Annotated in this window: 20 protein-coding genes and 1 pseudogene; 9 read left to right on the top strand and 12 right to left on the bottom strand. The window is 74.0% G+C overall.

From position 1 onward, the window contains the following. Positions 1 to 120 precede the first annotated feature (120 nt). A complete protein-coding gene (locus tag ACH4F6_RS12945) occupies positions 121 to 663 on the bottom strand; it encodes a GNAT family N-acetyltransferase (RefSeq protein WP_397960138.1) in 543 nt (180 codons plus the stop codon). Between the two features lie 313 nt (positions 664 to 976). Between ACH4F6_RS12945 and ACH4F6_RS12940 the strand changes: the two genes are divergently transcribed. Continuing rightward, positions 977 to 1,939: a sigma-70 family RNA polymerase sigma factor gene (locus ACH4F6_RS12940; RefSeq protein WP_397960136.1), complete on the top strand. Its 963-nt coding sequence runs from the start codon at positions 977 to 979 to the stop codon at positions 1,937 to 1,939. A gap of 80 nt (positions 1,940 to 2,019) precedes the next feature. Here ACH4F6_RS12940 and ACH4F6_RS12935 read toward each other — a convergent pair whose 3' ends face one another. The 3 genes from ACH4F6_RS12935 to ACH4F6_RS12925 form a co-directional block, all read right to left on the bottom strand. Next, on the bottom strand, positions 2,020 to 2,715 hold the full coding sequence (locus ACH4F6_RS12935) for a DUF998 domain-containing protein (protein ID WP_397960134.1): 696 nt from the start codon (positions 2,713 to 2,715) through the stop codon (positions 2,020 to 2,022). Positions 2,716 to 3,080: 365 nt separating this feature from the next. Next, complete coding sequence (locus ACH4F6_RS12930) at positions 3,081 to 4,472, bottom strand: FAD-binding oxidoreductase (RefSeq protein ID WP_397960132.1); 1,392 nt, start codon at positions 4,470 to 4,472, stop codon at positions 3,081 to 3,083. 437 nt (positions 4,473 to 4,909) lie between these two features. Next, positions 4,910 to 6,106 carry an MFS transporter gene (locus ACH4F6_RS12925; RefSeq protein ID WP_397960130.1) on the bottom strand — a complete coding sequence of 399 codons (1,197 nt, stop codon included), beginning with the start codon at positions 6,104 to 6,106 and terminating at the stop codon, positions 4,910 to 4,912. A gap of 73 nt (positions 6,107 to 6,179) precedes the next feature. On the opposite strand from ACH4F6_RS12925, the pseudogene ACH4F6_RS12920 reads away from it, so the two are divergent. The 3 genes and pseudogenes from ACH4F6_RS12920 to ACH4F6_RS12910 all read left to right on the top strand — a co-directional run. Then, a pseudogene (locus ACH4F6_RS12920) lies at positions 6,180 to 7,172 on the top strand (ArsR/SmtB family transcription factor); the annotation flags it as partial. A 514-nt stretch (positions 7,173 to 7,686) separates the two neighbouring features. Then, positions 7,687 to 8,190 carry a glutathione peroxidase gene (locus ACH4F6_RS12915; RefSeq protein ID WP_397960128.1) on the top strand — a complete coding sequence of 168 codons (504 nt, stop codon included), beginning with the start codon at positions 7,687 to 7,689 and terminating at the stop codon, positions 8,188 to 8,190. Between the two features lie 95 nt (positions 8,191 to 8,285). Beyond that, entirely contained in the window at positions 8,286 to 9,146 is an 861-nt protein-coding gene (locus ACH4F6_RS12910) for a MerR family transcriptional regulator (protein ID WP_397960346.1), read from the top strand. Between the two features lie 198 nt (positions 9,147 to 9,344). Here ACH4F6_RS12910 and ACH4F6_RS12905 read toward each other — a convergent pair whose 3' ends face one another. The 3 genes from ACH4F6_RS12905 to ACH4F6_RS12895 form a co-directional block, all read right to left on the bottom strand. Beyond that, a complete protein-coding gene (locus ACH4F6_RS12905) occupies positions 9,345 to 9,536 on the bottom strand; it encodes a DUF397 domain-containing protein (RefSeq protein ID WP_397960126.1) in 192 nt (63 codons plus the stop codon). A 249-nt stretch (positions 9,537 to 9,785) separates the two neighbouring features. Then, on the bottom strand, positions 9,786 to 10,643 hold the full coding sequence (locus tag ACH4F6_RS12900; protein ID WP_397960124.1) for a helix-turn-helix domain-containing protein: 858 nt from the start codon (positions 10,641 to 10,643) through the stop codon (positions 9,786 to 9,788). 506 nt (positions 10,644 to 11,149) lie between these two features. After that, positions 11,150 to 11,905: a GPP34 family phosphoprotein gene (locus ACH4F6_RS12895; RefSeq protein ID WP_397960122.1), complete on the bottom strand. Its 756-nt coding sequence runs from the start codon at positions 11,903 to 11,905 to the stop codon at positions 11,150 to 11,152. 223 nt (positions 11,906 to 12,128) lie between these two features. Here ACH4F6_RS12895 and ACH4F6_RS12890 point away from each other — a divergent pair, with 223 nt between their 5' ends. The 3 genes from ACH4F6_RS12890 (at position 12,129) to ACH4F6_RS12880 (ending at position 18,809) form a co-directional block, all read left to right on the top strand. Next, positions 12,129 to 14,714, top strand: a complete 2,586-nt coding sequence (locus tag ACH4F6_RS12890; protein ID WP_397960120.1) for a serine hydrolase — start codon at positions 12,129 to 12,131, stop codon at positions 14,712 to 14,714. A 174-nt stretch (positions 14,715 to 14,888) separates the two neighbouring features. Continuing rightward, positions 14,889 to 16,904 (top strand): glycosyltransferase family 87 protein, encoded by a 2,016-nt coding sequence (locus tag ACH4F6_RS12885; protein WP_397960118.1) that lies wholly within the window; start codon positions 14,889 to 14,891, stop codon positions 16,902 to 16,904. 339 nt (positions 16,905 to 17,243) lie between these two features. Beyond that, positions 17,244 to 18,809 (top strand): sodium:solute symporter family protein, encoded by a 1,566-nt coding sequence (locus ACH4F6_RS12880; protein ID WP_397960116.1) that lies wholly within the window; start codon positions 17,244 to 17,246, stop codon positions 18,807 to 18,809. Here ACH4F6_RS12880 and ACH4F6_RS12875 read toward each other — a convergent pair. Beyond that, positions 18,806 to 19,924, bottom strand: a complete 1,119-nt coding sequence (locus ACH4F6_RS12875) for an ADP-ribosylglycohydrolase family protein (RefSeq protein ID WP_397960114.1) — start codon at positions 19,922 to 19,924, stop codon at positions 18,806 to 18,808. The genes ACH4F6_RS12880 and ACH4F6_RS12875 overlap by 4 nt on opposite strands. A 224-nt stretch (positions 19,925 to 20,148) precedes the next feature. Here ACH4F6_RS12875 and ACH4F6_RS12870 point away from each other — a divergent pair, with 224 nt between their 5' ends. Further along, positions 20,149 to 20,655, top strand: a complete 507-nt coding sequence (locus ACH4F6_RS12870) for a DUF2165 domain-containing protein (RefSeq protein ID WP_397960112.1) — start codon at positions 20,149 to 20,151, stop codon at positions 20,653 to 20,655. A 51-nt stretch (positions 20,656 to 20,706) separates the two neighbouring features. Here ACH4F6_RS12870 and ACH4F6_RS12865 read toward each other — a convergent pair whose 3' ends face one another. Both ACH4F6_RS12865 and ACH4F6_RS12860 read right to left on the bottom strand, forming a co-directional pair. Next, positions 20,707 to 21,285, bottom strand: a complete 579-nt coding sequence (locus tag ACH4F6_RS12865; RefSeq protein ID WP_397960110.1) for a hypothetical protein — start codon at positions 21,283 to 21,285, stop codon at positions 20,707 to 20,709. 73 nt (positions 21,286 to 21,358) lie between these two features. Further along, positions 21,359 to 23,974 carry a bifunctional FO biosynthesis protein CofGH gene (locus ACH4F6_RS12860; RefSeq protein ID WP_397960108.1) on the bottom strand — a complete coding sequence of 872 codons (2,616 nt, stop codon included), beginning with the start codon at positions 23,972 to 23,974 and terminating at the stop codon, positions 21,359 to 21,361. 111 nt (positions 23,975 to 24,085) lie between these two features. On the opposite strand from ACH4F6_RS12860, the gene ACH4F6_RS12855 reads away from it, so the two are divergent. Further along, positions 24,086 to 24,748: a hypothetical protein gene (locus ACH4F6_RS12855; protein WP_397960106.1), complete on the top strand. Its 663-nt coding sequence runs from the start codon at positions 24,086 to 24,088 to the stop codon at positions 24,746 to 24,748. A gap of 36 nt (positions 24,749 to 24,784) precedes the next feature. Here ACH4F6_RS12855 and ACH4F6_RS12850 read toward each other — a convergent pair whose 3' ends face one another. Then, the gene (locus ACH4F6_RS12850; RefSeq protein ID WP_397960104.1) at positions 24,785 to 25,630 is read right to left on the bottom strand and encodes an LLM class F420-dependent oxidoreductase; all 846 of its coding nucleotides are present in this window, start codon (positions 25,628 to 25,630) and stop codon (positions 24,785 to 24,787) included. Between the two features lie 187 nt (positions 25,631 to 25,817). Then, positions 25,818 to 26,600, bottom strand: coding sequence for a hypothetical protein (locus ACH4F6_RS12845; RefSeq protein WP_397960102.1), 783 nt, complete (start codon positions 26,598 to 26,600; stop codon positions 25,818 to 25,820). Between the last annotated feature and the right edge of the window lie 146 nt (positions 26,601 to 26,746).

Genomic DNA, 26,746 nt, shown 5'->3' with positions numbered 1-26,746 from the left:
GCACAGATCGTGCAAGAGGGGCGTGATCACGTGGGCGTCCGGTCCGCCTCGGGGCGCTCCGGCCGTCCCCGCCCTCGTCCCCGCCCGCTCCGCGGCCTCCCTCGGCGGCCGGACGGCGGCCTAGGCCTTCGCGTCCCGCTTCCAGTCCCGGGCGAGGAGCCCGAGCAGCACCTCGTCCAGGAACTCGCCCATCACCCAGGCCGAGGAGCGCAGCACGCCCTCGCGGACGAAGCCGTTGCGCTCGGCGGAGCGCAGCATCGCGGCGTTGTCCGCCAGCGTCTCGATCTGCAGCCGGTGCAGGCCGCGCACGACGAAGCCGTAGTGGCACAGGACCGCGACCACATCGGTGCCGTAGCCCTTGCCGCGGCAGGACGGCAGCAGTCCGAGGCCGATGTGCGCGGACCGGTTGTGGTTGTCGATGCCCCACAGCGTCGCGGTGCCGACCAGCGTGCCGCCGTCCAACTCCACGACGGAGAACGGGACGTGCCCCTGCTCCTTGTCGTCCACCACGAGCCGCGGGTCCTTCGAGCCGGGAGTGATCGGCCGCCACGGTCCGCCCTCGGCCCGCGAGGAGTTGACCACGTCGTCGTAGAGCTCGGCCCGCAGGACCGGGATGTCGTCCTCGTGCCGGGCCCTCAGCCCGACCTTGCCGCCTCGTAGCATGCGAGCTTCCTATCCGGCCGGGCTCGCCGGTGGCAAACAAATTAGGGCAGGCCCCAGTTGGTGCGGCGGCGGTGACGGACGAGGGCGCCGGCGATGCCGACGAGGGCCTGTCCCGGGTGGTTCGGGGCGGCGGTCGATCGGGAGGCGGCCGCGCCGACCCGGACGGCGCCGCGGAGCCGTCCGCTCCCCCGCGGCTCGTGGACCCGTAGACTTCCGGCGCGTCGGGCGGTCCGCCCAAGCGGCTTTCCACGGACGGATACTGACGTCTGATCAGGAACCGTGTGCGACTTCGTGCGGAGGGGGAGGTGCGCGGGTGCGGGACACCGCGGCACAGAGGGCGGCGGACGGGATCGAGGAGTACCGGGGGGAGCTGACCGGGTACTGCTACCGGATGCTCGGCTCGTACGCCGAGGCCGAGGACGCCGTGCAGGAGGCGATGGTCCGGGCCTGGCGGAGCGTCGAACGGTTCGAGGGGCGTTCGTCGTTGCGGTCGTGGGTCTACCGCATCGCCACCCACGTGTGTCTGGACGCCCTGGCCGCCGGACGGCGGCGGGCCCTGCCGATGGACCTCACCGGCCCGTCGCCCGGGGCCACGCCACCGGGGGCGCCGGAGGACGCCGCCGTGTGGATCGAGCCCTGCCCCGGCGACGATCCCGCGGCGGCCGTGGCGACGGGTGAGTCGGTACGGCTGGCGTTCGTCGCCGCGCTCCAGCACCTGCCGCCCAAGCAGCGGGCCACCCTGATCCTCCGGGACGTCCTGGCCTTCTCGGCCCGTGAGGTCGCCGAGCTGCACGGCTCGACCGTCGCCTCGGCCAACAGCGCTCTCCAGCGGGCCCGCGCCACGCTGGCCGCGCACCACGGCTCCCCCGACGGCGCCGGCCCCCGGCCGTCCGACGACGTCCGCCGGGCGCTCGCCGAGCGGTACGCCACGGCCTTCTCCCGCTACGACATGGAGGAGCTGCACATGCTGCTCCACGTCGACGCGACCCTGTGCCTGCCGCCGTACGCGAAGTGGATGCGCGGGGTCCCGGACATCCAGGCGTGGCTGACCGGCCCCGCCGTCGGCTGCCGCGGCTCCCGTCTGGTCCCGACCGTGGCGAACGGCACCCCCGCCTTCGGCCAGTACCGGCCGGACGCCGCCGGCGCCGGCACCGGTTACGCGCCGTGGGCCCTCCAGGTCGTCGAGTTCTCCGGCGACCGCATCGCCGGCATCACCGCTTTCCGCGACACCGAGCGCCTCTTCCCGCTCTTCGGCCTGCCGGACCGGGTGGCCTGAACGCGCCGCCCGGTCACCCGCCGGTTCGGCGACCGGGCGGCCGCGCTTCCTCCCGACAGCGCCGTCGGAGACGCGGTGGGCTAGCGGTCCGCCGGAGCCGCGGGCGGCCGGCGGTCCGCCGGGGCGGTGACCAGGCGGGCCGTCACCGCGGCCAGCCACACCAGGCCGAGGCCGGCGCCCACGGTGAAGGCCGCTACGGCGGTGGCGGAGGCCGTGAAGCCGGCCAGGACGGCCACGGGCACGAGGCGCGAGACGACGGCCCAGCGGTGGTGCCCCCCGGCGGCGAGCGGACGGGCCAGGACGACGAACGCCGCGCACAGGGCGAGGTAACCGACCATCCCGGCCGTCATGTGCACGGCACCGTGTCCGCTCAGCGTGGTCGTGTCGGGCGTGCCGGCGGGGAAGCCGGCCCCCGCGTCGGCCGGGAAGGCCGCGGCGGCCCAGAACGAGGCGCCGAACACGCCGATCAGGACCGGCCCCCAGGTGCCGCCCGCCCCGCCCCCGAGCGTGCGGCGCAGACCGGTCGCGGCCGCGATCAGCAGCGCCCCGGTGAGCAGGAAGTTCACCGTCTGGACCCAGCCCGCCTCGCCGAGGGCGAGCTGGCTGAGGGCGTTGCGGGTGAAGTCGAAGCCGTCCCGTGCGAGGCCCTGGCCGACACCGAGCACGAGGAACAGCGGACCCGCCACCACCCCGCCGACCAGAGCCCACCGCACCGGCGGTCGCGCCGGGGTCGCGACGGGGGTGGTCCGCTGGGGTGCGCTGAGCGTGTGGGTCATGGCCGGGCCTTCCTCGCGTCGATGTCGTCACCCCTATGACCGACGGCACGAGCGGAAGTCATCGCTCCGAGCGGTGCACGGGCTCCCGGGCCCACGGACGAGCGACCGGCTCACTCCCCCGCCCGCGCGCCGAACACGATGAGCACGGTCGCCGCCGTCCACACCGCCCAGCCCAGGACCGGGGCGAGCCCCACGTACCCGATCCACCGGCCGGCCATGGCGATGACGGGCTCGTCGTCCCCGCGACGAGGGCGTCCGCACCGCCGGGTTCGCCGGCGGTGCCGGTCTCCGCCGGTGCGGGGATCCTGTTCGGGGGTTCGGCGCGGCACCGGGTCAGCGTAGGTGAGGGGGTTTCAGTCCGCTGGTCACTGGGGCTGTGGTGCGGCCGGGCGGATGTTCTGGGTGGCGTGGAAGACGTTGTCCGGGTCGTAGGTCTGCTTGATCTGGGCGAGGCGGTCGTAGTGGCCGCGGTACGTGGCGCGGACGCGGTCCGGGGCCTCGGCCTCGCCCAGGAAGTTCACGTACGAGCCGCCCATGGAGTACGGGTGCGTCTCCTCCCAGAAGTCGACGCACCACCGCCTGATGGCCTCGGCGTTGGCCGGGTCGGGGTCGACGCCGGCGAAGACGCCGGACCAGACGGCGTCCCGGTACGACCAGGCGGTGTCGTCGGGGCCGACCCGGTGGGCGGCGCCGTCGACCGGGTACAGGTGCATCAGCGAGAGCGGGGTGGGGAGGTTCTCTCCGTACTTGAGGAGAACGTCGACGGCGGCGTCCGGGATGCTGTCGAAGAAGTCACCGCGCCAGTACCACTGGTAGCCGGTCGGGATCAGCTCGTCGAAGGCGCTCTGCAGCACGGGGTACGGCATCGGTGACGTGAAGTGGAAGGCCGGCGGGCCCGCTTCCCGCACCGCCGCCAGGTCCTTCTCGAAGCCGTCGAGGTCACCGGTGTGGCACCACACGACACCGCACACCTTCCGGTGGTGGATCTCCTCGGGGAACGGCGGGGCCGGCGGGACGGTGAACAGGTTGAGGAAGCCGTAGACGTCCTCGGGCGCCTGCGGGAGGAAGTCGCGGTACCAGGTCAGCACCTCGCGGGTGTGGTCGACCGGCCACACGGTGACCCCGAACCCGATCGTGTGCACCGGGTGCAGGCGGTACGTGAACGAGGTCGCCACCCCGAAGTTGCCGCCGCCCCCGCGCAGGGCCCAGAACAGGTCCGGGTGCTCGGTCTCGCTCGCCGTGACGAAGCTGCCGTCGGCCAGCACGACGTCCGCCGCGAGCAGGTTGTCCACCGTGAGGCCGTACTTGCGGGTGAGGTAGCCGTGGCCGCCGCCCAGCGTCAGGCCCCCGACGCCCGTCATCGAGATGATGCCCGTGGGCGTGGCGAGCCCGAAGGCGTGCGTGGCGTGGTCGAGGTCGCCGATCTGGGTCCCGCCGCCGACCTGGGCGGTCCGCGCGGCGGGGTCGACCCGCACCCAGCGCATCGGGGACAGGTCGAGGGTGACCCCGCCGTCCACCAGGCAGAGGCCGGGTCCGCTGTGGCCCCCTCCCCGGACGGCCAGTTCCAGCCCCTGGTCGCGGACGAACCGGAGGGCGGCCATGACGTCCCCGGCGTCGACGCAGCGGGCGATGGCGGCGGGACGTTTGTCGATCATGGCGTTGTAGACCTTGCGGGCCTGGTCGTAGTCGGGGTCCTGGGGCCCGGTGACGGACCCGCGCAGCGCGGACCTCATCGCGTCCAAGGTTGAGGTGTCCATGAAATCTCCCGGGGATGGTGAGCCCGCCGCGCCGCGGCGTTTCCACCGGGCCGTCCGGCGTCGGAGGGCTTTCCGGGGCGTGCCGGTCCTCGGCCGTCCGAGGACGACCACTCGAGGAGGACCGTCTGAGGATGATCACTCGAGGGCGATCATTCGAAGCGATCACTCGGGGACGACCGCTCGGGGACGACCGCTCGGGGACGACCGCTCGGGGTGATCGAGGACAGCCGCTCGAGACGTGAGGACAGCCGCTCGAGGACAAGGAGAACGTCCCGTTCCCGCCGGGGCCGGACTGCCGGTGTGGGGTTGGCGGCCAGCGCCGGTGTCCGCCCACGACCGGACGACGCCCCGGTGCTGACATGACCAGCGTCCCGCCGGCCCCGGGACCGTGCAATCCGGACGGTCCGCGGGACGTGCCGTGCGCGCGGGAACGGCCGCTACGCCCGGTGCGGGACGGGAACCCCGTCGGCGTCCCGGCCGGGGCGGCGCCCCGCCGCCGTCAGGGCCAGGGTCACCGTGAGGGAGGCGAGCGCCATGAGCGTCATCGCCGTGGCGGGCGAGGTGAGTTGCGCCGCCGTGCCGGCGACGGCCGCGCTCACGCCCTGCAGGGTGAGCATTCCGGCGGAGTGCAGGCCCAGCGCGTGGCCGGCGAGTTCGGGCGGGGTGAGGGCCATCAGGCGTTCCTGCTGGACCAGGCTCGCGCCGAAGCCGACGGAGGCGAGGGCGGCGCAGAACGCGGCGAGGGGCAGCGGCGGGCGCAGGGCGAAGACGACGTACGGCCCGGCCAGGAGCAGCAGGAGGGGGGTGGCCGCGTGCCGGCGCACGGTGGGCGGGAGCAGGCGGCCGACGGTGAGGTCGCCGGCCAGCATGCCCAGCGCCGCGCACGCGAACAGGGTGCCCGCGGCGGCCGGGTCGTACGGCACGAAGAGGGCCTCGCAGCCGACGACCAGGCCGTTGGGGAGCCACAGGCCCAGGTAGACCAGGCGGCGCGGGCGGGAGGACCACAGGAGGGCGTTGGTGCGCCGGGTCGCCGCGGCCGAGGGGCGGCCCGGGGCGCGGGGCGGGCGGGCGGTCAGGCCCAGGCGGGCGCCGGCACCGGCGCCCGCGTACAGGAGGGCGGCCAGCAGGAGGACCCGGTGCGGGGAGAGCGCGGCGACCAGGGCGCCGCCGGTGGCGTAGCCGGTGACCTGCATGAGCCCGTGCGTCATGTTGAAGACCGACCGGCCGCGCAGGTAGCCGTCCTCGGGGAGGATCTCGTTCAGCAGTCCCCAGCGGACCCCGCCGCCGAGGGCGGCGACCAGGCCCTGGACGAGGACGACGGCGAGGACGGCGGCGACCGGCAGGCCGGGGACGGCCAGGACGGCCGTGCCGGCGGCGAAGGCGAGGGAGAGGCCGGCGAGGGCCGCCCTCGGCGGAATGCGGTCGGCGCCCGAGAGGAAGAGGGTCGCGCCGAGGACCTGCGCGAGCGAGGGGCCGAACATGCTGACCGCGGCGAGGAGCGGGGAGCCCGTCGCGCGGTGGACCAGGGTGCCCAGGGCGAGGCCCGCGGCCGTCTGCGCGGCGGTGTGGGCGGCGGAGGAGAGGAGGAGGGGGGTGAACTCCGGGGTGCGCAGGAGCTGTCGGTAGCCGGTCATGCCGGGAGTCTCGGGCGGGCCGGGCGCGGTGGTTATTGTTTCGCGGACGCGCGAAAGGTCGTGGGGGGCCGGTATGGGCTGGTGGCAGGTGAACGCCGACACGCTGGCGGGGAGCCGGTTCCTGGTCTCGGAGTTCGCGGAGACCTTCGCGTGCCTGAAGCTGCTGCACGCGGGAGGGGCCGCGCATCCCGGGGAGGGGGCGTGGCTGCGGGCGCATCTGCCGGGGTACCGGGAGCGGCTGGCCGCCGACCCGGTGACCGCGTCGCTCGTGCGGGCCGGGCTCGGCCGGGACTGGATCGCCGACTTCCTCACGCCCACGCCCCGGGCCGGGGAGGACTTCGCCGGGACCGCCGCCCGGGTGCGCGCGGCCCGTCCCGCCGAGGCCCGTGCGCACCTGCGGACCTCCCTCGCCGGTCCGCTGCCCGCCGGCCTGGACCGCGACGACCTGCCCGAGCGGGCGGCCGCCCTGCTGGAGTACGTGTGGGAGGCGGCCGTACGGCCGTACTGGGAGCGGCGGCGGCGCGTCCTGGAGGCCGACGTCGTCGCGCGGACCGCGCAGGTGAGCCGGGGCGGCTGGGCCGCCGTGCTGGACTCGCTGCGGCCGGGGACGCGGTGGCTCGGGGAGAGCCGGTTCCAGGTCAACGCGCACGAGTACCCGCCCCGCGAGATCGCCGGCGCCGAGCTGCTCTTCGTGCCGGTGACCCCGCGGACCGGGTGGGTGTCGTGGGAGGGGCGGGAGCGGTACGCCGTCGTCTACCCCTGTACGGGAGTCCTCGCCGAGGACCCTCCGGCGCGGTCGGTGCCGGCCGCGCTGAGCGCGCTGCTGGGCCCGGGCCGGGCCGCGGTCCTGGTGCTGCTCGGCGAGGGCCCGCTGAGCACGACCCAGCTGGTCGCGCTGACCGGGCAGGGGCTCGGGTCGGTGGGGCGGCACCTGCGGGTGCTGCGGGACGCGGGGCTGGTGGAGCGGCGGCGGGCGGGCCGGTCGGTGCTGTACTCGCGCACGGGGGCGGGCGAGACGCTGGCCCGGGCGCGTCCGGCACCGGACGGCGGAGCCGGCCCGGCAGGAGGAGAGGTCACCCGCCACGGCGCGCGGCCGACACCGGACGACGGAGCCGGCCCGGCGGGAACGGGGCCGCCCGTCGCGGCACGCGGCCGACACCGGCGGACGCCGACGGCCCCGGCAGGAGGTGAGGTCACCCGCCACGGCACGCGGCCGGCACCGGACGACGGAGCCGGCCCGGCAGGAGGTGAGGCCGTCCGCCGCGGCGCGCGGCCGACACCGGCGGACGCCGACGGCCCCGGCAGGAGGTGAGGTCACCCGCCACGGCGCGCGGCCAGCACCGGACGGCGGAGCCGGCCCGGCGGGAACGGGGCCGTCCGCCGCGGCGCGCGGCCGACACCGGCGGACGCCGACGGCCCCGGCAGGAGGTGAGGTCACCCGCCACGGCGCGCGGCCGGCACCGGACGGCGGAGCCGGCCCGGCGGGAACGGGGCCGTCCGCCGCGGCGCGCGGCCGACACCGGGGGACGCGTACGGCCCCGGCGGCGGGTGGCGTCACCCGCCGCGGCTAGCATCCGGGCATGACCACAGATGCCGGTACTTCTCCCCTCGCTGTCGAGATCGGTGCCCTCCAGGGCGGTTCCGCGGAGCTGTCGCGGTACGCGGGCCGGGCCGTCCTCATCGTCAACGTCGCCTCCAAGTGCGGCCTGACCCCGCAGTACACGGGCCTGGAGCGGCTCCAGGAGCGGTACGCCGAGAAGGGGTTCACCGTGCTCGGGGTGCCCTGCAACCAGTTCCTCGGGCAGGAGCCCGGCACCGCCGAGGAGATCGCCGAGTTCTGCTCGGCCACCTACGGCGTGACGTTCCCGCTGACCGAGAAGGTCGAGGTGAACGGGGACGGGCGGCACGCGCTGTACGAGCGCCTCGTCGGCTTCGCGGACGCGGAGGGCCACGCCGGCGACATCCGCTGGAACTTCGAGAAGTTCCTGGTCGGCCGGGACGGCAGCGTCGTGGCGCGGTTCTCGCCGCAGACCGAGCCGGAGTCCGCGGAGGTCGTCGCCGCCATCGAGGGCCAGCTGGGCTGAGCCCCGCCCCACCCCGCTTGACCTTGCCCCTGGGGCAAGCGGGAGCGTCCTGTCCGCCGGGCGGAGAAGGCCGCCCGGCGACGGAGGATGGCGTGGTGGACGTACGGGACGACGAGTTACTCACCATCGGCGCGTTCGCGGCGCGGGCCCGCCTGTCGGCCAAGGCGCTGCGGCTGTACGACCGGCTGGGGCTGCTGGCCCCGGCCCACGTCGACGAGGCCAGCGGCTACCGGTACTACCGTGCCGGGCAGGTGGAGCGGGCGCGTCTCGTGGCCATGCTGCGCCAGCTGGACATGCCGCTCGCCCGGGTCGCCGAGGTGGTCGGCGCGGCCGACCCCGCCCAGGCCGCCGAGCGGCTCGCCGCCTACTGGGCGGACGTCGAGGCGCGGCTCGCGGCCCAGCGGACGCTCGCCGAGTACCTCCGTGGACGACTGTCGGGGAGGAGCTCCGAGATGCACGGAACGTTCGAGGTCGAGACGGTCGAGGTGCCCGCACAGGTGGTGATCGCCGAGAAGCGGCACACGCTGGCGGACGAGCTGCCCGCCTGGATCGGCGCGTCCCTGGGCCGGCTGGAGGAGGGCGCGGCGGCCTGCGGCGGGATCACCGGGGCGCCGTTCGTCGTGTACCACTCCGAGGTGTCCATGGAGAGCGACGGGCCCGCCGAGTCGTGCGTGCCGGTCGCCGACGAGGCGGCGGCCCGGGCGTGGGCGGCCGGGCCGGGCCGGGGCCGGGGCGTCTCGGTCCGGGTGGAGCCGGCCAGGCGGCTGGCCCGCACGCGGATCACCAAGGCACAGGTCGCCCATCCCCAGATCCTCGCCGCGTTCGAGGCGGTGGAGGCGTGGATGAAGCGGGAGGGCCTGGAGTACGACGGCCCGTGCCGGGAGGTCTACTTCGCCGACTGGGACGCGGCGGGCCCGCAGGACCCGGTGTGCGACGTGGCGTTCCCCGTGCGGTGACGGGCGGCCGGTGACCGGACGGCCGGCGGCCGGACGGCCGGGGCGCGGCGGCCGGTGACCGGCCGGTCGCCGGACGGCCCCGGCCGGGATCCGGCCGAGCCCCCTCGGCAAGGACGGCGAGCTCGTCGAGAGGGCTCTCGGTGGTGCGTGTGAGGCGGTCGGCCCCGGCTCGGGGCCGAGGACCGGCGGATCCTCGTCCTAGGCCTTGACCGAGGCGACGAAGAGGTTCCACGCGTCGGCGGGGAAGTCCAGCACGGGCCCGTCCTCGACCTTGGAGTCCCGCACGGCCATGGCCGCCACGACCGGCGACTTGACCTCGACGCACGCGCCGTTGCCGGTCGAGTAGGAGGACTTGGTCCACGTGTCCGTGATGCCCTGACGGATTGCCATTTCTGCTCCGTATTGCAGTGAGGAGTCGCTGTCGCCGTACGCGGGGCACGACTGCGGGCCCACGGCACGGTTTGCGCCAGTGGTGTTGCCCGCTGGCGTGATCGACGCTACTCGCCGGCATCGGCCTGCGAAGCGACTATTCACTCGACCGGTTGGCATATTCCAGGTGGTCTTCCATCCCCGCCGCACAGAGGTGTATGGTGCGGCACTTTCCCGACCGGAAGGTCTTCCACGGCCTCCCGAAGGCCCCTAACGCGCGTACTCCTTCGCGATGTCGGCGATGAACTGACGGGACTGGTCCACGTTCAGGGCCTGCGCCCGCAGGTGCTCGTACATCACGCTGTACTTCTGGACGTCGTTCGGCTTCTCCAGGTAGAGGTCGCTGGTGACGCCCTCGATGTACACCACGCTGGAGTCGGACGCGTCGGGGAACTCCAGGATCGCGTACTGGCCGTTCAGACCAGGGTGCGCGCCCATGTCGAAGGGGATCACCTGCACGGTGACGTGCGGCAGCTGGGACTGCTCGACGAGGTGCTCCAGCTGATCCCGCATCAGGGACCTGTCGCCCACCACCCGGCGCAGGGCCGCCTCGTCCATGACCGTCCACAGGCGCAGCGGGTTCTCCTCGGCGCTGATGCGTTCCTGCCGCCGCATGCGCACCTGCACGCGCTTCTCGATCTCGGTGGGCGCCGTCTCCGGCAACGCCCCCGAGATCAGGGTCTCGGCGTACTGACGGGTCTGCAGCAGGCCCGGCACGACCTGCGGGTCGTACACGCGCAGGCTCGCCGCGTCCGTCTCCAGACCGATGTAGACGCTGTAAGGGACGTCCCCGAAGGCGTGCCACCAGCCCTGCTGCCGGGAGTCCTTGGCCATCTGCATCAGCGAGTCGACGATCCGCTGGTCCTCGACCTCGTAGACCCCGCACAGGTCGCGCACGTCGCGCTGGCTGATGCTGCGGCGGCCGTTCTCCAGGCGGCTGATCTTCGACTGGGACACGAGCAGGCGGTCGGCGACCTGTTCGGCCGTCATGCCCTTGTCCTCGCGGAGCTTGCGCAGTTCCTGGCCCAGCCGGCGCCGCCGGACGGTGGGATTGACATTGGACGCCACGGGACGTGCACCTCCGGCTGCATGCCTGTCGTCGACACTTTGCGTATCTGCTGTTCAGCAGACTGCCACCAAGGCGCTCACCACCGCTGGAAAACGGTGGACATGCGGCCGGTGCCGCCGGTCCGGCGCTTCCGCGTCCGTCCGCGGCCGCCCTTCGCCCCTTCGCGTCCGCCAACGGCTCCGACGCGTGCCCGGTCCCGGTCCCCCGGCCGCGCCCCGGCGCTCCGGCTCCTCTCCCGTCCGGCCCCTTCGGCCGGCTCCGGGCATGCGTCCGCGCGGGGCGGTGGCACCGTACGTCCCCGAGGACGTACGGCTCCGCACCGCCCCGCGCGGACGCGCGGCTCCCGAACGGGTCCAACGGGCCTTGCGGGTATGACGGGTGTCACGGGACGCGGGGGACCGGTGGTTCGCGTCCCTCACGGGTCGTACGGGGCCGGCCGGGACCTCGCGGGTCGCCTTCGCGGCGGACGTACGGGTGGTACGGGTGCGTGTCGCGGGACTGCGGCTCAGTGGGCCACGACGCGCGCCATGGGGCCTCGGCGGGGCTGCGCCGGGACACCACGGGCGGGTTCCGGAGCGGTCCTCGCTCCCGGTCCGGCCTGACGGCCGGCCTGGGCGGGGCCGCGGCGCGGCTGGGCCGCGGCGCCGTTCTGAACGTCCATCACGGCGTGCGCCACGAGGCCGCCCATGGGGTCGTGCCGGATCAGGTCCCGCAACCGGGAACGGGACGAGCGTCCTTCGTTCCCCGGGTACAGGTGCTTGCCGAGGCCGACCGCGTGCGCGAGCGCCGCGAGCGCCGCGGTCCGCGGGTCCGGCGGAACGCCGGTGCGGATCGCGGAGTCCAGCCGGGCCCTGATCTCCCGGCTGATGTCGGTGTCCGTCGCCTGGTAGCGAGTCGTCGGCAGCACCCCGCACATCTGGCCCGCCACGGCATGCACCATGCCGCACCGCTCCAGATGCGAGAGGTAGGTCTGGCGGAGCCCGAGACGCGGCCCGCCGATCCAGTGGACGGCCCGAACCGGAGCGCCGCGCCTTCGCAGCAGCTCCAACGCGCAGTCCAGTGTCGGATCTCCAGTCGGCCGTGGGGACACCACGGCGATACGATCCCCGTCTGGGGCTATCCGTCCGGCCAGCGCCAGCTCCACTAGCTGTGCTCCGGCCAGACCAAGGTCGAGCGACTGCGGCTGCGCAGTGGTACCCGTGGTCGGGTCCAGTGCCAGCAGCAGAAGCTCCTCCGGAAGTGTTCTGCGGCTCCTGCCCATCCATGCCTCCCCGCGTGGATGAGAGACAGGGTGACCCCTCTCACATTCATCTGTCGAGGGTGCGTGACCGGTTCGTAGTGGAACCAGTAAGTATGTCGTTCTCGTCTACCGCAGGAGCCAAGCCCTCTGCACAGGACACTGGTAGAGGCTTCGGACAGCGCCGTGAAGCGGTGTCCCGGGCGGCGGTTCACGGTTCGACAAGCACGCCGGTGGCGTGCGGCACATGGAGGAGGCATCGGTGGCGGGCGAGTCCCCCGACAGGTCGAAGCAGCGCGAGTCGTCGGCAGAACCGACGTCGGGGAGCGCGGGCGCGGTTCCCGAGGCACGGGATCCGCGGGTCACGATGGCGCGGGAGAGCGAGACTTCGGCGTCGTCCTCGTCCCGGGGCGGGGTGGACACGGCCACTCGGGTGTTCTCCGTCCGGGACGTGAAGACCGAGGACCCGGCCGAGGACGCGGCCGAGGCCCCCGTCGACGAGGACGAGGAGCGCGAGGAGGCCGTCCAGGACGCCTCGGAGGCGTCCGCGGACTCCGACGGCCCCGACGGCGCGAAGAGCCCCTCGAAGGGCGCCGGCGCGTCCGAGGGCGGCGACGGGCGGCTGCGGTCCGCCGTGGCCCGGTGGGTGGCCTCCGCGGACGAGAAGCCGGACGCGGACGACCCCGAGGAGAGCGACGCCGGGAAGGCCGGCGCGGAGAGCGACGCCGAGGGCTCCGCCGACGGCGGGACCGCGCCGGAGGCCGGCCGGGAGACCGCGGCCGCGGCCGGGTCCGCGCCGAAGACCGCGCCGAAGTGGGCCGTCGACTCCGGCGAGGACGCGGAGGACGCCGCCGACGCGGACGCCGAGAAGGCCGCGGCGAAGGACGCCGACGCGAACGCCGGCGAGGACGAGGACGACCGGCCGAAGTCCGGCAGGACCGGCACCGCGACCGGGGCCGGGGCCGACGCCGAGACCAAGGCCGGGGCCGACGCCGGGGCCGACGCCGAGTCGGACGAGCCCGGTGACGAGCCCGCGTCCGGCGCGGACGCCGAGGCCGACGCCTCCGACTCCCCCGCTGACGCCTCCGGTTCCCCCGTCGACCAGCCCACGGCCGTCTTCAAGGCCGTTCGGCCCGCCGAGCCCGCCGTCGACCAGCCGACGACGATGCTGAAGCTGGGCGGGGCCGCCGGGGCCGCCTCCCCGGCGGCGGACAAGAAGGGGGAGGCGGACAAGAAGGACGACAAGGGCGACAGGGACGACAAGGGCGGCAAGGGCACGGCGAAGGCCCCCGGGAAGGCCGGGGCCGAGGCCGCCACCGGCGCCGCCCCGACGTCCGAGCCCGCGGCCGAGCCGACGTCCAAGCCTGCGCCCGAGCCGGCGTCCCGGCCCGCGTCCGAGGCCGAGGCCGAGCGGACCAGCAAGTTCGTCGCGCTCAAGCCCCTCGACGACCCCGCGACCCGCAAGCCCCGTCCCGCGGAGCCGGCCGCGCCGGCCGAGGCCACCGCCGTCGTCCCGCAGATCGGCCCCGAGCGGACCACCCAGCAGCCGCTGCCGCCGAAGCCGCCGCTGGACCTGCTCGCCGAGCTGACGAACACCCCGCCGCCCCCGCCGACTCCGCTGCGCACGCTGGCCCGCCGGGTCAAGATCTGGACGCCGCTGGTCCTCCTGCTGGTGGTCGTGTTCGCAGTCGTGCAGGCCGTCCGCCCGCTGCCGGCGACCGCGCTGACGCTCACCGCGAAGGACTCGTACACCTTCGAGGGCGGCAAGCTCGCGCTGCCGTGGCCGGACGAGGGCCAGGGCTGGATGGACGTCGACGGCGTCGGCACGATGGGCGGCTTCGGCGAGCAGAAGCCCGTCGCCATCGGCTCGGTGGCCAAGACGATGACCGCGTACGTCGTCCTCAAGGGCCACGCCCTCAAGGAGGGCGAGGACGGCCCGAGCATCACCGTCGACGCCACCGCCGAGAAGGAGGGCGGCTACGACCAGGCCGGCGAGTCCACCCTCAACAGCGTCAAGGCCGGCGACAAGCTCACGCTGCAGCAGGCCCTCTCGGCTGTCATGATCCCGTCGGCGAACAACATCGCCCGGCTGCTGGCCCGCTGGGACGCGGGCTCGGAGGCCGCGTTCGTCGAGAAGATGAACGCCGCCGCCAAGGAACTCGGGATGACGCACACGACGTACACCGACCCCTCCGGGCTGAAGGAGACCACCGTCTCCACGGCCGAGGACCAGGTGAAGCTCGGCAACGCGGTCGTGAAGATCCCGGCGCTCGTGGCGATCACCAGCGCGGCCAGCTGGACGGACCCCTACGGGCGCAACTGGTCGAACTACAACGAACTCCCCTACCGCATGGGCGCGATCGGCATCAAGACCGGCTCCACCACCGCGGCCGGCGGCAACCTCCTCTTCGCCGCCCGCAAGGAGGTCGGCGGCCAGACGGTCACCCTCGTCGGCGCGGTCCTCGGCCAGCACAAGCCGACCATCCTCAAGACGGTCAACGACGTCAGCAAGACGGCCCTGGCCGCCGCCAAGGACGGGCTGGTCTCCGCGAAGATCCTGAAGAAGGGCGACGTCGTCGGGTACGTGGACGACAAGCTCGGCGGCCACACCCCCGTGGTCGTCACCAAGGACGTCACGGCGGTCGGCTGGGCCGGTCTGACGGTGAAGCTGGAGTTCGCCGCCGACGAGGTGCCGCACACGGCGAAGGCCGGCACGCAGGTGGGCACGCTCACCGTCGGGGACGGCACCAGCGGCGCGGTGAAGGTTCCGGTCGCCCTGCGGAGCGACCTGGCCGAGCCGGGCTTCTCGGACAAGCTGACGCGCATCGGCTGAGCCGTACGCCGTCCGCGCCCCCTCCCGCACCCCGCCAGGGCAGCCGCCCGGCGGGGTGCGTGCTAGCGTCACGAAACGGGACAGGTCGGCGGTCACGACGACGCGGCCGTGACGCGGGCGCGGACGGGGCGGTGCGGCCGAGAGCGGAAGACGGGACACGGGGAGTGCCTTCAGGTGGCCACTGCGGAGCCGACACGCGCCGACGACACCGGTCCGGACCCGGACGGCGGCCCGCGGGTGCACCTGCCCGCGCCGCAGTCGGGCACCCATGACCGCGACCACGACGGCGGTCACGACCCGGCCCGGGCCGACGGTCACGACCGGGACCATGAGGACGGCCCCGACCGGGACCACGACCGGGACCATGAGGACGGCCCCGACCGGGACCCGGCACGCGGCCATGACGACGGCGGCGGGGCGGACCGGCGCGAAGCCGGCGCCGGCGAGCCCCCGGAGTCCCGTGTGAGGGCCGTCACCCGCCGGGCCGGCGGGTGGCTCCGGCGTCATCCGGTGCTCTCGGTGACGGCGCTGTCCGGGGTGCTGCACCTCGTCTGGTTCTTCACGTTCGCGAACAGCGGCGGGGACCTGGCGGCGCAGGACGCGTGGGCCGAGTTCGTCGGCCGGCACCCCGACTCCGCGTACAACCTCGCCTGGTACGGCGGCATGCACCCGGTGTCGTACAGCGTGGTGTCGCCGTACCTGATGTCCGTCCTCGGCGTCCGGACGACGATGATGGTCGCCGGGACGCTGTCGGCGGGGCTGCTGACGCTGATCCTGCTGCGCTGCCGGCCGGTGCGGGACCCGATGTGGCCGGCGCTGGCGGGCGTCTTCGCGCTGCTGTGCAACGCGGCTTCGGGACGGGTGACGTTCGGGCTCGGCACCATGTTCGCGCTGGGCGCGGTCGCCGTCGTGTTCTGCTGGCCGCACCGCTGGCGCTACAAGCGGTGGGCGAAGGCGCTGTGCGCGGCGCCGCTCGCCGCGCTCGCCACGATGGGGTCGCCGGTCGCCGGTCTGTTCGTCGGTCTGGTGGCGGTGGCGCTGTTCCTCCAGAAGCGGCGGCCGGGCGCGTGGGCGCTGGGGCTCGCCCCGAGCGTGGTCGTCGCGGTCTCGGCGCTGCTGTTCCCCTTCTCCGGCACCCAGCCGATGTCCGTCGGCTCGGCGTCGTTGCCGCTGCTGTTCTCGGTGATCGTCTTCGCCGTGGTGCCGCGCGACTGGAAGACCGTGCGGATCACGTCGGCGGTGTACGGGCTCGCGGTGCTGGTGGTGTGGGTCGTCAGCTCGCAGATCGGGTCCAACATCACCCGGCTGGCGATGGTGTTCGCGGGCGTGGTGCTGATGGCGGCGCTGCCGTTCGCGGCGCCGCGCAGCGTCAAGTGGTACACGATCGTGCTCTCCTCGCTCGTCTTCGTCGGCTGGATCGGCTTCAAGTCGGTCGACGACATCGTCCGCACGACGCCGGCGGCGTCCTGGGCGCGTGAGCTGGCGCCGCTGGTCAACGAGTTGCAGGAGGTCGGCGCGGAGAAGGGCCGGGTGGAGGTCGTGCCGGCCCGCTCGCACCGCGAGGCGTCGGCGCTCGCGCCCTACGTCAACCTGGCCCGCGGCTGGAACCGGCAGGCCGACATGGGGCGCAACCCGCTCTTCTACGACGACACCCTCAACTCCGCGAACTACCACGAGTGGCTCCAGCGGTGGGCCGTGCACTTCGTGGTGGTGCCCAAGGACGAGCCCGACGGGGACGGCGGGCAGCGGGAGCGGGAGCTGGTGCAGCGGGGGCTGCCGTACCTGAAGCAGATCTGGGGCGACGCCAACTGGCAGCTGTTCCAGGTCAACGACCCGGCGCCGCTCGCCGAGCCGAACGCGGAGGTGCGGCTGGCGGCGCAGGGCGAGATGACGATCGACGTGCGCGAGGCGGGGCGGATCCTGATCCGGATCCCGTACTCGCCGTGGCTGGGCATCGTCGACGCGGACGGCAAGAGCCTGAAGCCGCCGCAGGAGACGGAGGCGTCCAGGAACCGGTCCGAGGGCGAGCCGAAGACGTACGACAACGTCCACGGCTGCCTGTTCGAGACGGAGGAGAACGCGGACGGCGACCGGTGGACGATGCTGGTCGCGCCGAAGGCGGGGACGTACCGGCTGGCGGCGCCGTACCAGTTCCGCCGGGGCACGCCGTGTCCCGACGAGTTGAAGTGACCACCGGAGCCGGCCGGCGCACCGGTCCGGTCCCGGCGCCGTCGGGATGAACGGGGCGGCCGGTTCCGCCCCGCCCGGCCTCGGCTCCGGCCCCGGCCCCGACCTCGCTCCGCCCAGGTCCGCGGGGGGACGGCCGGCCGTTCCCCTCACCGTCGCGGCCGACGACTTCCGGCCAAGATCGTCTCTCGCCGACCGCCCAGATCGTTCAGATATGTAAACACAGGTCATCAAGAAGAACTTTTTTACGTGCTCTTGACCTTCCGCTCGCTTGCCGCGGGCATGCCACCGAACTCAGAGTTCACATGCCTGACCCTGGCGGCGGACCCTGGAAGGGGGCACATGAACGGTCTCGACTGGGCCGTGCTCATCGGCTACTTCGGTGTGATGGTCGCCATCGGCGTCTGGTCCCACAAACGGGTCGACAACGTCAGCGACTTCTTCACCGCCGGCGGCAAGATGCCGTGGTGGCTGTCCGGCATCTCGCACCACATGTCCGGCTACAGCGCGGTGATGTTCACCGGGTACGCCGGCATCGCCTACACGTACGGCGTCACCTCCTTCATCACCTGGTCCTTCCCCATCGCCCTCGGCATCGCCATCGGGTCCAGGCTGTTCGCCCCCCGCATCAACCGGCTCCGCTCACGCCTGCGCGTCGCTTCCCCGCTGGAGTACCTGAAGAACCGGTACGACCTGAAGACGCAGCAGGCGCTGGCCTGGTCCGGGATGCTGCTGAAGATCGTGGACGTGGGCGCCAAGTGGGCCGCCATCGCGACCCTGCTGTCCGTGTTCACCGGCATCTCGCTGAACCAGGGCATCCTCATCACCGGCGCGATCACGGCCGTCTACTGCACGATCGGCGGCCTGTGGGCGGACGCGCTGACCGAGCTGGGCCAGTTCGTCATCCAGCTCCTCGCCGGCGTCGCGATGTTCGTCGCGGTCGTGATGGAACTCGGCGACAAGGGCCTCGGCATCGTCAGCGCCTGGGACGAACCGGCGCTCCACGGGCACGAGAAGCCGCTGGTCGGACCGTACGGCACGGTGTTCCTGCTGGCGTTCCTCTTCATCAAGCTCTTCGAGTACAACGGCGGCATGCTCAACCAGGCCCAGCGCTACATGGCCACGCCGAACGCGAAGGAGGCCGAACGGTCGGCGCGGCTGTCGGCGGTGCTGTGGCTCGTGTGGCCGCTCGTCCTGTTCTTCCCCATGTGGATGTCGCCGCTGCTGGTCGAGTCGCAGAAGCCGGACGGGTCGGACGCGTACGCGCTGATGACCGAACAGCTGCTGCCGCACGGGCTGCTGGGGCTCGTCATCGTCGGCTTCTTCTCCCACACGATGGCCATGTGCTCCTCCGACGCCAACGCCATCGCCGCCGTCTTCACCCGGGACTGCGCGCCGGTGCTGTGGCGCAGGGCGCGGACCTGGAGCGAGGGACAGGGGCTGCGGGTGGCCCGGATCGCGACGGTCGTCTTCCTCGGGCTGTCCATGGCGGCCGCCACACAGGTCAACTCGCCCACGTTCAAGGACATCATCACCGTCGTGATCAAGTGGGTGGCGGGGCTGATGGGCCCGATGGCGATCCCGATGATGCTCGGCCTGCTGCGGCCGTTCCGGCGGTCCGGGCCCACGGCGGCGCTGACCAGCTGGTCGCTGGGACTGCTCGCCTTCTGGCTGGTCAACTACCCGATCAGCTGGAACGTCGACGGCGGGGTGCCGTTGCAGTACCAGGTCTCCGTGCCGCTGGCGGTGTCGCTGGTGCTGTACGTCCTGATCGGCTACCTGAAGCCGGAGGACACCCCGGAGCGGCTCGCCCTCATCGACCGGATCAACTCGGACGACGACGACACGGCGGGCGCGGCGGCGGTGCCGGAGCCCCGGGACACGGTGCCGTCGCCCGTGAAGGACTAGGCACCCCGCGGGTAGCGGGCGAGCCAGCCCGGGGCGGCGCCGGACGGGGTGTGGAGGGCCGGTCCCTGGGTCATCTCCATCGCGAAGTCGTCGGCCAGCTCCAGGATCGTGGGACGGCCCTCCAGCTCGGCCAGCCAGGCCGGCGGGAGGGCCGTCTCGCCGTGCAGGGCGCCGAGCAGCCCGCCGGCCAGGGCGCCGGTCGCCGCCGACGGGGCGCCCTGGTTCACCGCGAGGCGCAGGCCGTGGCGGACGTCCTCCGCGACGAGGGCGCAGTAGACGGCGGCGGCCAGCACCGCCGGGGCCGTTCCCGCCCCGGCCAGTTCCTCCACCCGGGCGGGCCCGGGCAGCCCCTGCCGCACGGCGCCCAGCGCGCGCTGCAGCGCCTCCGACACCGGCTCGTGCCCCGGCCGGCCGGCCAGCAGGGCGAGCGCCCTCTGCACCGCGCCGTCGAGGCTGTCGCCGCGGGCCAGCGCGTGCACGGTGACCGCGTACGCGCCCGCCGACAGGCAGGCCACGGGGTGACCGTGGGTCTGGGCCGCGCACTCGACGGCGAGCTGGGCGACGAGCTGCGGCTCCCAGCCGACGAGCAGTCCGAAGGGCGCGGAGCGGACGGTGGCCTCCGGGCCGGTCTCGCCGGCGTTCTTGGGCGCCTCCAGGGTGCCCATCGTGTCGTCGCCGAGTCCGAGCAGCAGGGCGCGGGAGGGGGCGCGGCGGGCGTACAGCCACTCCTCGCGGGCCAGCCAGCCGTTGTCCTCGCGGCGCAGGTCGGGGCCCCAGTCGTGCTGGGTGGCCGCCCATCTCAGGTACGCCCGGTGCAGGTCGGTCGGCGGGTGCCAGGCACCGGTGTCACGGCGGACCTGGGCGCGGATCAGGCCGTCGACGGTGAAGAGGGTCAGCTGGGTGAGGTGGGTGACGGCGCCGCGCCGCCCGTGGGCGGGGGCGAGGTCGGCGAGCCCCTCGGGGCCGTGCGCCTGCCGGATCTCCTCCAGGCCGAGCCCGTCGACGGGCGCGCCCAGCGCGTCCCCGACGGCCGCGCCCAGCAGCGTGCCGCGCACCCTGCTGCGGAAGTCCTGCTGTTCGGTACGGCCCCAGACGGCGCCGGCTGTCGCACCCACCAAGTCCTCCCCGGCACCGTCCGTACGTACGACGCTCGTCACTGTAATCGAGCCAGAACGCGGCGTTGAGGACCGATCGGGCCGACCGCCGGCACGGCGGGCGCTATGACCCGGCTGGGGGCGGTCTGTCGGGGGAGGCGGAAGACGGGACGAGGCGGGGGTCCGTCCGTGACGGTGGCTCAATGCGCACGGGCCGCGCGGGCCCCGTGGGGAAGATGACCGGCATGACGAAGTCCACTTCACGCGCGCTCACCCTCACCGCCACCCTCCTCACCGCGGCCGTGGCCCTCTACACGGCCCTCGTCGCCTTCGGGAACATCACCGATTTCGGGACCAACCAGCAGTTCGTGCGGCACGTCCTCGCGATGGACACGACCTTCAAGGACGACGACCTGATGTGGCGGGCCGTCACCAGTGAGGGACTTCAGGACGCCGCCTACGTCGCGATCATCGCCTGGGAGACCGTCGCCGCGCTGGTGCTGATCGCCGGCACGTGGTTCTGGGCACGGCGGGACGAGGACCGCGCCCGGCGCGTCTCCACCTACGGGCTGCTCATGCTGATGCTGCTGTTCGGCGGCGGGTTCATCGCGATAGGCGGGGAGTGGTTCGCGATGTGGCAGTCCGGCGACTGGAACGGGCTGGACGCGGCGACCCGGGTGTTCGTCCTCAGCGGGGTCGTGCTGCTCGTCCAGTACCTGCCGTTCGGGCGGACGCCCGGGAGCACCGACTGACCCCGCCCGGCGACCCCGGCGCCGGCCGTCGGATGCCGCCGCGGTCGCCGGCTACTCGACGACCCGCACCGTCGTCCCCGTCGCCCCGAAGGCCCACAGCGCCGACCCGTCGGCCTTCGCCATGCGGATGCCGCCGGTCTGCCCGCCGGAGGCGGGCGGCGGGGAGGAGCCGTCGACGGCGTTGGAGAAGGCGATGTTGACGCCCGACTTGGCCGAGAAGTAGACGATGTGCTCGATCTTCACGCCGTCGGAGCCCGTGGTGGCGTCCTTGCGCAGGGACACGGTGTAGCGGCCGGGGTCGGGGTCGACCGTGCCCGGCCACACCGTGAAGCTGCGGCGGGCCTCCTCGTCCGCGTCGACCAGCCACACCCGGCGCTGCCCCAGCGAGTAGACGACGCGGCGGCCCGTGCCGGAGCCGTCCGGCACGGGTGCCGCCGTCGGGACCGCGGACGGCGAGGCGGCGGGCTTCGCCCCCGCCGAGGCCGACGCCGAGGGCTTGGCCGCCGCCGACGCCGTCGGGTGCGGGCCCTCCTCGGCCCGTACCGTCAGAGCACCGACCACGACGATCGCACCGGCCGTCAGACCGGTGACCCAGGCCCACGAGGGAAGCCGTCGGGCAGCCACGGGCACGCCTCTCCTCAGTATCCAGCCCCGAGACCCGGGGATCGGATCATCCTACTGTGAGGCTCCTGTCCCCCGGTCCTCAGTCCAGCACCGGCAGCAGCTCCGGCAGGTGCCCGTCCGAGGCCCGGGCCGCCCGCTGCCGTTCCTCCGGGACCTCGCCGTAGAGCGTCGTGCGCGGCTTCGCGGGGCGGCCGGCCGCGTCCGCGACCGCGATCAGGTCCTTGACGGACTTGTAGGAGCCGTAGGAGGAGCCCGCCATGCGGGAGATGGTCTCCTCCATCAGCGTGCCGCCGAGGTCGTTGGCGCCGGAGCGGAGCATCTCGGCCGCGCCCTCCGTGCCCAGCTTCACCCAGCTGGTCTGGATGTTGGGGATGTGCGGGTGCAGCAGGAGCCGGGCCATGGCGGTGACCGCGCGGTTGTCGCGGGTGGTCGGGCCGGGGCGGGCGATGCCCGCGAGGTACACCGGGGCGTTGGTGTGGATGAAGGGGAGCGTCACGAACTCCGTGAACCCGCCCGTCTGCTGCTGGATGCGGGACAGGGTGCGCAGGTGGCCGAGCCAGTGGCGGGGCTGGTCGACGTGGCCGTACATCATCGTCGAGGAGGAGCGGATGCCCAGCTCGTGGGCGGCCGTGATCACCTCGATCCAGGTCGCCGTCGGCAGCTTGCCCTTCGTCAGCACCCAGCGGACCTCGTCGTCGAGGATCTCCGCGGCCGTGCCGGGGACGGAGTCCAGGCCGGCCTCCTTGGCCGCCGCCAGCCACTCGCGGACCGGCATCCCCGTGCGGGTCGCGCCGTTGACGACCTCCATGGGCGAGAAGGCGTGCACGTGCATGCCGGGGACGCGGGACTTCACCGCCTTCGCGATGTCGAAGTACGCCGTGCCGGGCAGGTCGGGGTGGATGCCGCCCTGCATGCACACCTCCACCGCGCCGACGTCCCAGGCCTGCTGGGCGCGGTCGGCGACCTGCTCCAGGGAGAGGGTGTAGGCGTCGGCGTCCGTGCGGCGCTGGGCGAAGGCGCAGAAACGGCAGCCGGTGTAGCAGACGTTGGTGAAGTTGATGTTGCGGGTGACGATGTAGGTCACGTCGTCGCCGACCGCCGCCCTGCGGACGTCGTCCGCGATCCGGGTGAGGGCGTCGAGCGCGGGACCGTCCGCGTGCAGCAGCGCGAGCGCCTCGGCGTCGGTGAGCCGGGTGGGGTCGTCGGCCGCCGTGCGCAGGGCCTGGCGGACGTCGGTGTCGATGCGCTCCGGGGCCATGCCCGGGGCGGCGGCCTCGCGCAGGGCGTCCCAGTCGCCGTACACCTCGTCGAAGTCGTCGCGCCGGTCGGAGGTGCGGCCGTCGGTGTCGATGGCGGTGTGCAGGTCGGTGCGGCCGGAGGCGGTGAACGCCTCCTCCGGCTCCTGCCAGGGGCGGCCCTCGACCACGGCGTCCGGCACCGCCAGCCCGGTCTCCGGGTCGGCGAGCGCGCGGACGTGCGGGAGGAGCCGGGGGTCCAGCCAGGGTTCGCCGCGGCGCACGAACTCCGGGTACACGCAGAGCCGTTCGCGCAGCTCGAAGCCGGCGGCGCGGGACCGCCGGGCCAGTTCCTCGATCTGCGGCCAGGGGCGCTCGGGGTTGACGTGGTCGATGGTGAGCGGGGAGACCCCGCCCCAGTCGTCGATGCCGGCGCCGATGAGCCGTTCGTACTCGCTGTCGACGAGGTTCGGCGGGGCCTGGAGGCAGGCGGACGGGCCCATGATGTGGCGGGCGACCGCCACCGTGGCGACGAGTTCGTCCAGTTCGGCGTCGGGCATGCCGCGCATCGCGGTGTCCGGCTTGGCGCGGAAGTTCTGGATGATCAGTTCCTGGACGCCGTGGTAGGCGCGCGAGACCTTCCGCAGCGCGAACAGCGACTCCGCGCGCTCCTCGTGGGTCTCGCCGATGCCGATGAGGATCCCGGAGGTGAAGGGGACGGAGGAGCGGCCGGCGTCCTCGAGGACGCGCAGGCGGACGGCGGGCTCCTTGTCCGGGGAGCCGTGGTGGGGGCCGCCGGGCTCGGACCACAGGCGGGTGGCCGTGGTCTCCAGCATCATGCCCATGCTGGGCGCGACGGGCTTGAGGCGCTGGAAGTCGGTCCAGCTCATGACGCCCGGGTTGAGGTGGGGCAGCAGGCCCGTCTCCTCCAGGATCCGGATGGAGACGGCCCGGACGTAGGCGAGGGTGTCGTCGTAGCCGTGCGCGTCGAGCCACTCGCGCGCCTCGGGCCAGCGGTCCTCGGGCTTGTCGCCGAGGGTGATGAGGGCTTCCTTGCAGCCGAGGGCCGCGCCCTTGCGGGCGATGTCGAGGACCTCGTCCGGGGACATGAACATCCCGTGCCCGGCGCGCCGCAGCTTGCCGGGGACGGTGACGAAGGTGCAGTAGTGGCACTTGTCCCGGCACAGTCTGGTCAGGGGGACGAAGACGCTCTTGGAGTAGGTGATGACGCCGGGGCGGCCGGCCGCCTCCAGGCCCGCGTCGCGCACCCGCGCGGCGGACGCGGCGAGGTCCTCCAGGTGTTCGCCGCGCGCCTGGAGCAGGACCGCCGCCTCAAAGACGTCGAGGGCGACGCCGTCACGGGCACGTTTGAGGGCGCGACGCAGGGAGTTCTCGGTCGGGCCGGTGCCGCCGCCGGGGCGGTCGGTGGGGCCGGTTCCGGAGGTCGCGGAAGTCGTCATTCTCCGAGCATACGATCACGTATTTCCCCGGAGGTTCTGAGTAGGGGCGCCCACTCCGCCTGCGCGGCGGCACCGATACGCCGGTCGGCCCCGCCGCCCTACGGTTCCCCCATGCCCCAGGAGATCACCGTCCCCTCCGTCCCGGACCGCAGCGGCGCCGCGCGGGCCGTCGGCATCGGATGCGCCGCGCTCGTCGCCGTACCGCTGCTCCTCGTCCTCGCCCTCGTCGGGTGGATCGCCGTGGTGACGAAGGACCCGTCGGACTTCCCGCGCGTCGCGCCCGAGGAGATGGCGGGCCGCGCCGTCGAGCGCTCCCAGGAGGCGTACGGGGTGCTGGGGTTCACCCGCGTCATCGAGCCCGGCGTCGAGGAGGTGGGCGTCTCGCCCGAGAACACGCTCGCGTCCGACTCCTGCTACCGGGGCGGCCTCACCGACGAGACCGTCGACGGCGTCTACCGCGTGAGCCACGGCTGGGCGCTCGACGACGTGCCCGCCGGGCAGGCGGTCCCCGGCCTGCGCCGGCTGCACGCGCACCTGAAGGACAGCGGCTGGGACGTCTCGTCGTACCGCAAGGACGCGTCCGGGGACTGGTCCCTGTTCGCCTCCCGCTCGGACGGGGACGAGCGGGTGTCCTTCCACTACTTCGCGGACCGCCGCTACTTCACCGGCGGCGCCTCCACGCCCTGCGCCCTGGACCCCGCGTGGCGGCAGGGCGACGACGAGCCCACCGGGGACGGCCTCCGGCCGCCGGTCTTCGGGCCCCCGGCGGCCTAGGGGGCCCTCCTGCCGGACGCGCGGGCCCGCGGCGGCTCAGAGGTACGGCGCGAACGCGTCCAGCGCCCGCAGCGCCTCCGCCTCCCCCGCCGGGGGCAGCTGCACCACGATCTCCTCGATGCCGAGGTCCGCGTAGTGCGCGAGCTTGCCCGGGCTCGGGTGGACGGCGTACGGCACGACCTGGAGGGCGGACGGTTCGCGGCCCGCGTCGGCCCAGGCGGCGCGCAGCAGCGGCAGGGACTCCGACAGCCCGCGCCCGCCGATGGGCAGCCAGCCGTCGGCGTACTCGCAGATGTGGGCGAAGAGCTTGGGGCCGGCCGCCCCGCCGATCAGGGTGCGGGGGCCGACGACCGGTCCGCGCGGCTTCTGGACGGGCTTGGGGTGGGCCTCGCTGGCCCGGACGGAGCCGAAGGGGCCCTCGTGGGCGGTGGGCTCCTGCGCCCACAGGGCGCGCATCAGCGCCATCCGGTCGCGGACCAGTTCGCGCCGGGTGCGCCACGCGACGCCGTGGTCGGCGGCCTCCTCGACGTTCCAGCCGTAGCCCAGGCCGAGGGTGAACCGCCCGCCGGACAGGTGGTCCACGGTCGCGATCTGCTTGGCCAGGTCGATCGGGTCGTGCTGGGCGACGAGGGTGATGCCGGTGCCCAGGCCCAGCGTCCGCGTCACCGCCGCCGCCTGGCCGAGGGCGACGAAGGGGTCGAGGGTGCGGCCGTACTCGCGGGGCAGGTCGCCGCCGGCCGGGTACGGGGTGGTCCGCTCGACCGGGATGTGCGTGTGCTCGGGCAGGTAGAGCCCGGCGAAGCCGCGCTGCTCCAGCTCACGGGCGAGGCGGGTGGGGGTGATCGTCTCGTCGGTGAGGAAGACGGTGACGGCGATGCGCATGGCGGGCCTTTCGGTACGGGGGCCTCTCTCGCGGGTGACGTCCTCATCTGTACCGGGGGACGGTCCACGTGTCCATACCGACCGGTCGGCATCCGGCCGGTGCCGTCGCGGGACCGGCCGCGTGGGCCGTGTCACGGACGGCGTGTCACGGACGGCGTGTCACGGGCGCCGTGTCACGAAGGGCGTGTCACGGGCGGCGGTCGCGCCGTTCCCCGCGCCGCCGTTCCGTCTCCCGCCGGTACCGCTCGGCGGCCAGTTCCCCGGCCAGCCGGGTGCGCCACTCCTGGAGGCGCTTCATCTCGTGGTCGCCGAGGTTCTCGTCGACGCCGTAGATCGTGCCGCGCTCGGCCTCGATCTCCACGTCCAGCAGTTCCAGGGCCTCACCGAGGTCGCCGTTGCGCTCCAGCGCCCCGACCAGGCTGGTGCGGATCACGCGGGTCCAGCGGGTGCGGCGCGGGCCGAGCGCCCGCGACTCCGCGTACAGGGCGGTGAGCCGGCGGACCGCCTCGGGCGGGTCGCCGTTCTCGCCGATGAGGTCGGCGAGGATCCACCGCTCCCGGTGGGTGTCCTCGTGGTCGGGGCCGTGCGCCCGGGTCATGTCCTCGACGAGGAGCCGTGCGTCGGCGACGGCTCCGTCCAGGTCACCGTCCTCGCGGCGGCACCACACGACCGTGCTGCGCGCCCGCAGCGTGTCCAGGTGGTCCGGCCCGAAGTCGGCGGTGCGGCCCGCGACGTCCTCGTGCGCCATCCGCAGGGCGGCGGCGGTGTCCCCCTCCCGCTTCAGCCAGCCCATGACCCGCAGACGGGCGAAGCGGGTGTCCTCGTGCCAGGGCCCCAGCCGCTCCGCCAGGTGGGCGAGGCCCCACTCCGCCTCCGGCCAGGTCAGCGACGCGGGCCGGTCGAAGTGCCGGAAGCGCCGGTTGACCCACCAGGTGCCCGGAGTACGTCTCCGCCGCCGTTCCTCGGTCATCGACACGCACCTCCACCGAACGGGTCCGGGCGGCCGCCCCGGCCGCCGACGGCGCCGGGTCCCGCCGGACGAGTCCCGCCGTCTGCCGGGCGGACGTCCTCCCGTACGGCGGTGCGACGGCTCACGTCACGTTCCGGACCTTCCCC

This window comes from Streptomyces sp. NPDC017936 (genome assembly GCF_044328485.1).
Taxonomy (GTDB): domain Bacteria; phylum Actinomycetota; class Actinomycetes; order Streptomycetales; family Streptomycetaceae; genus Streptomyces.
This window is presented reverse-complemented; position numbering and strand designations above follow the sequence as displayed.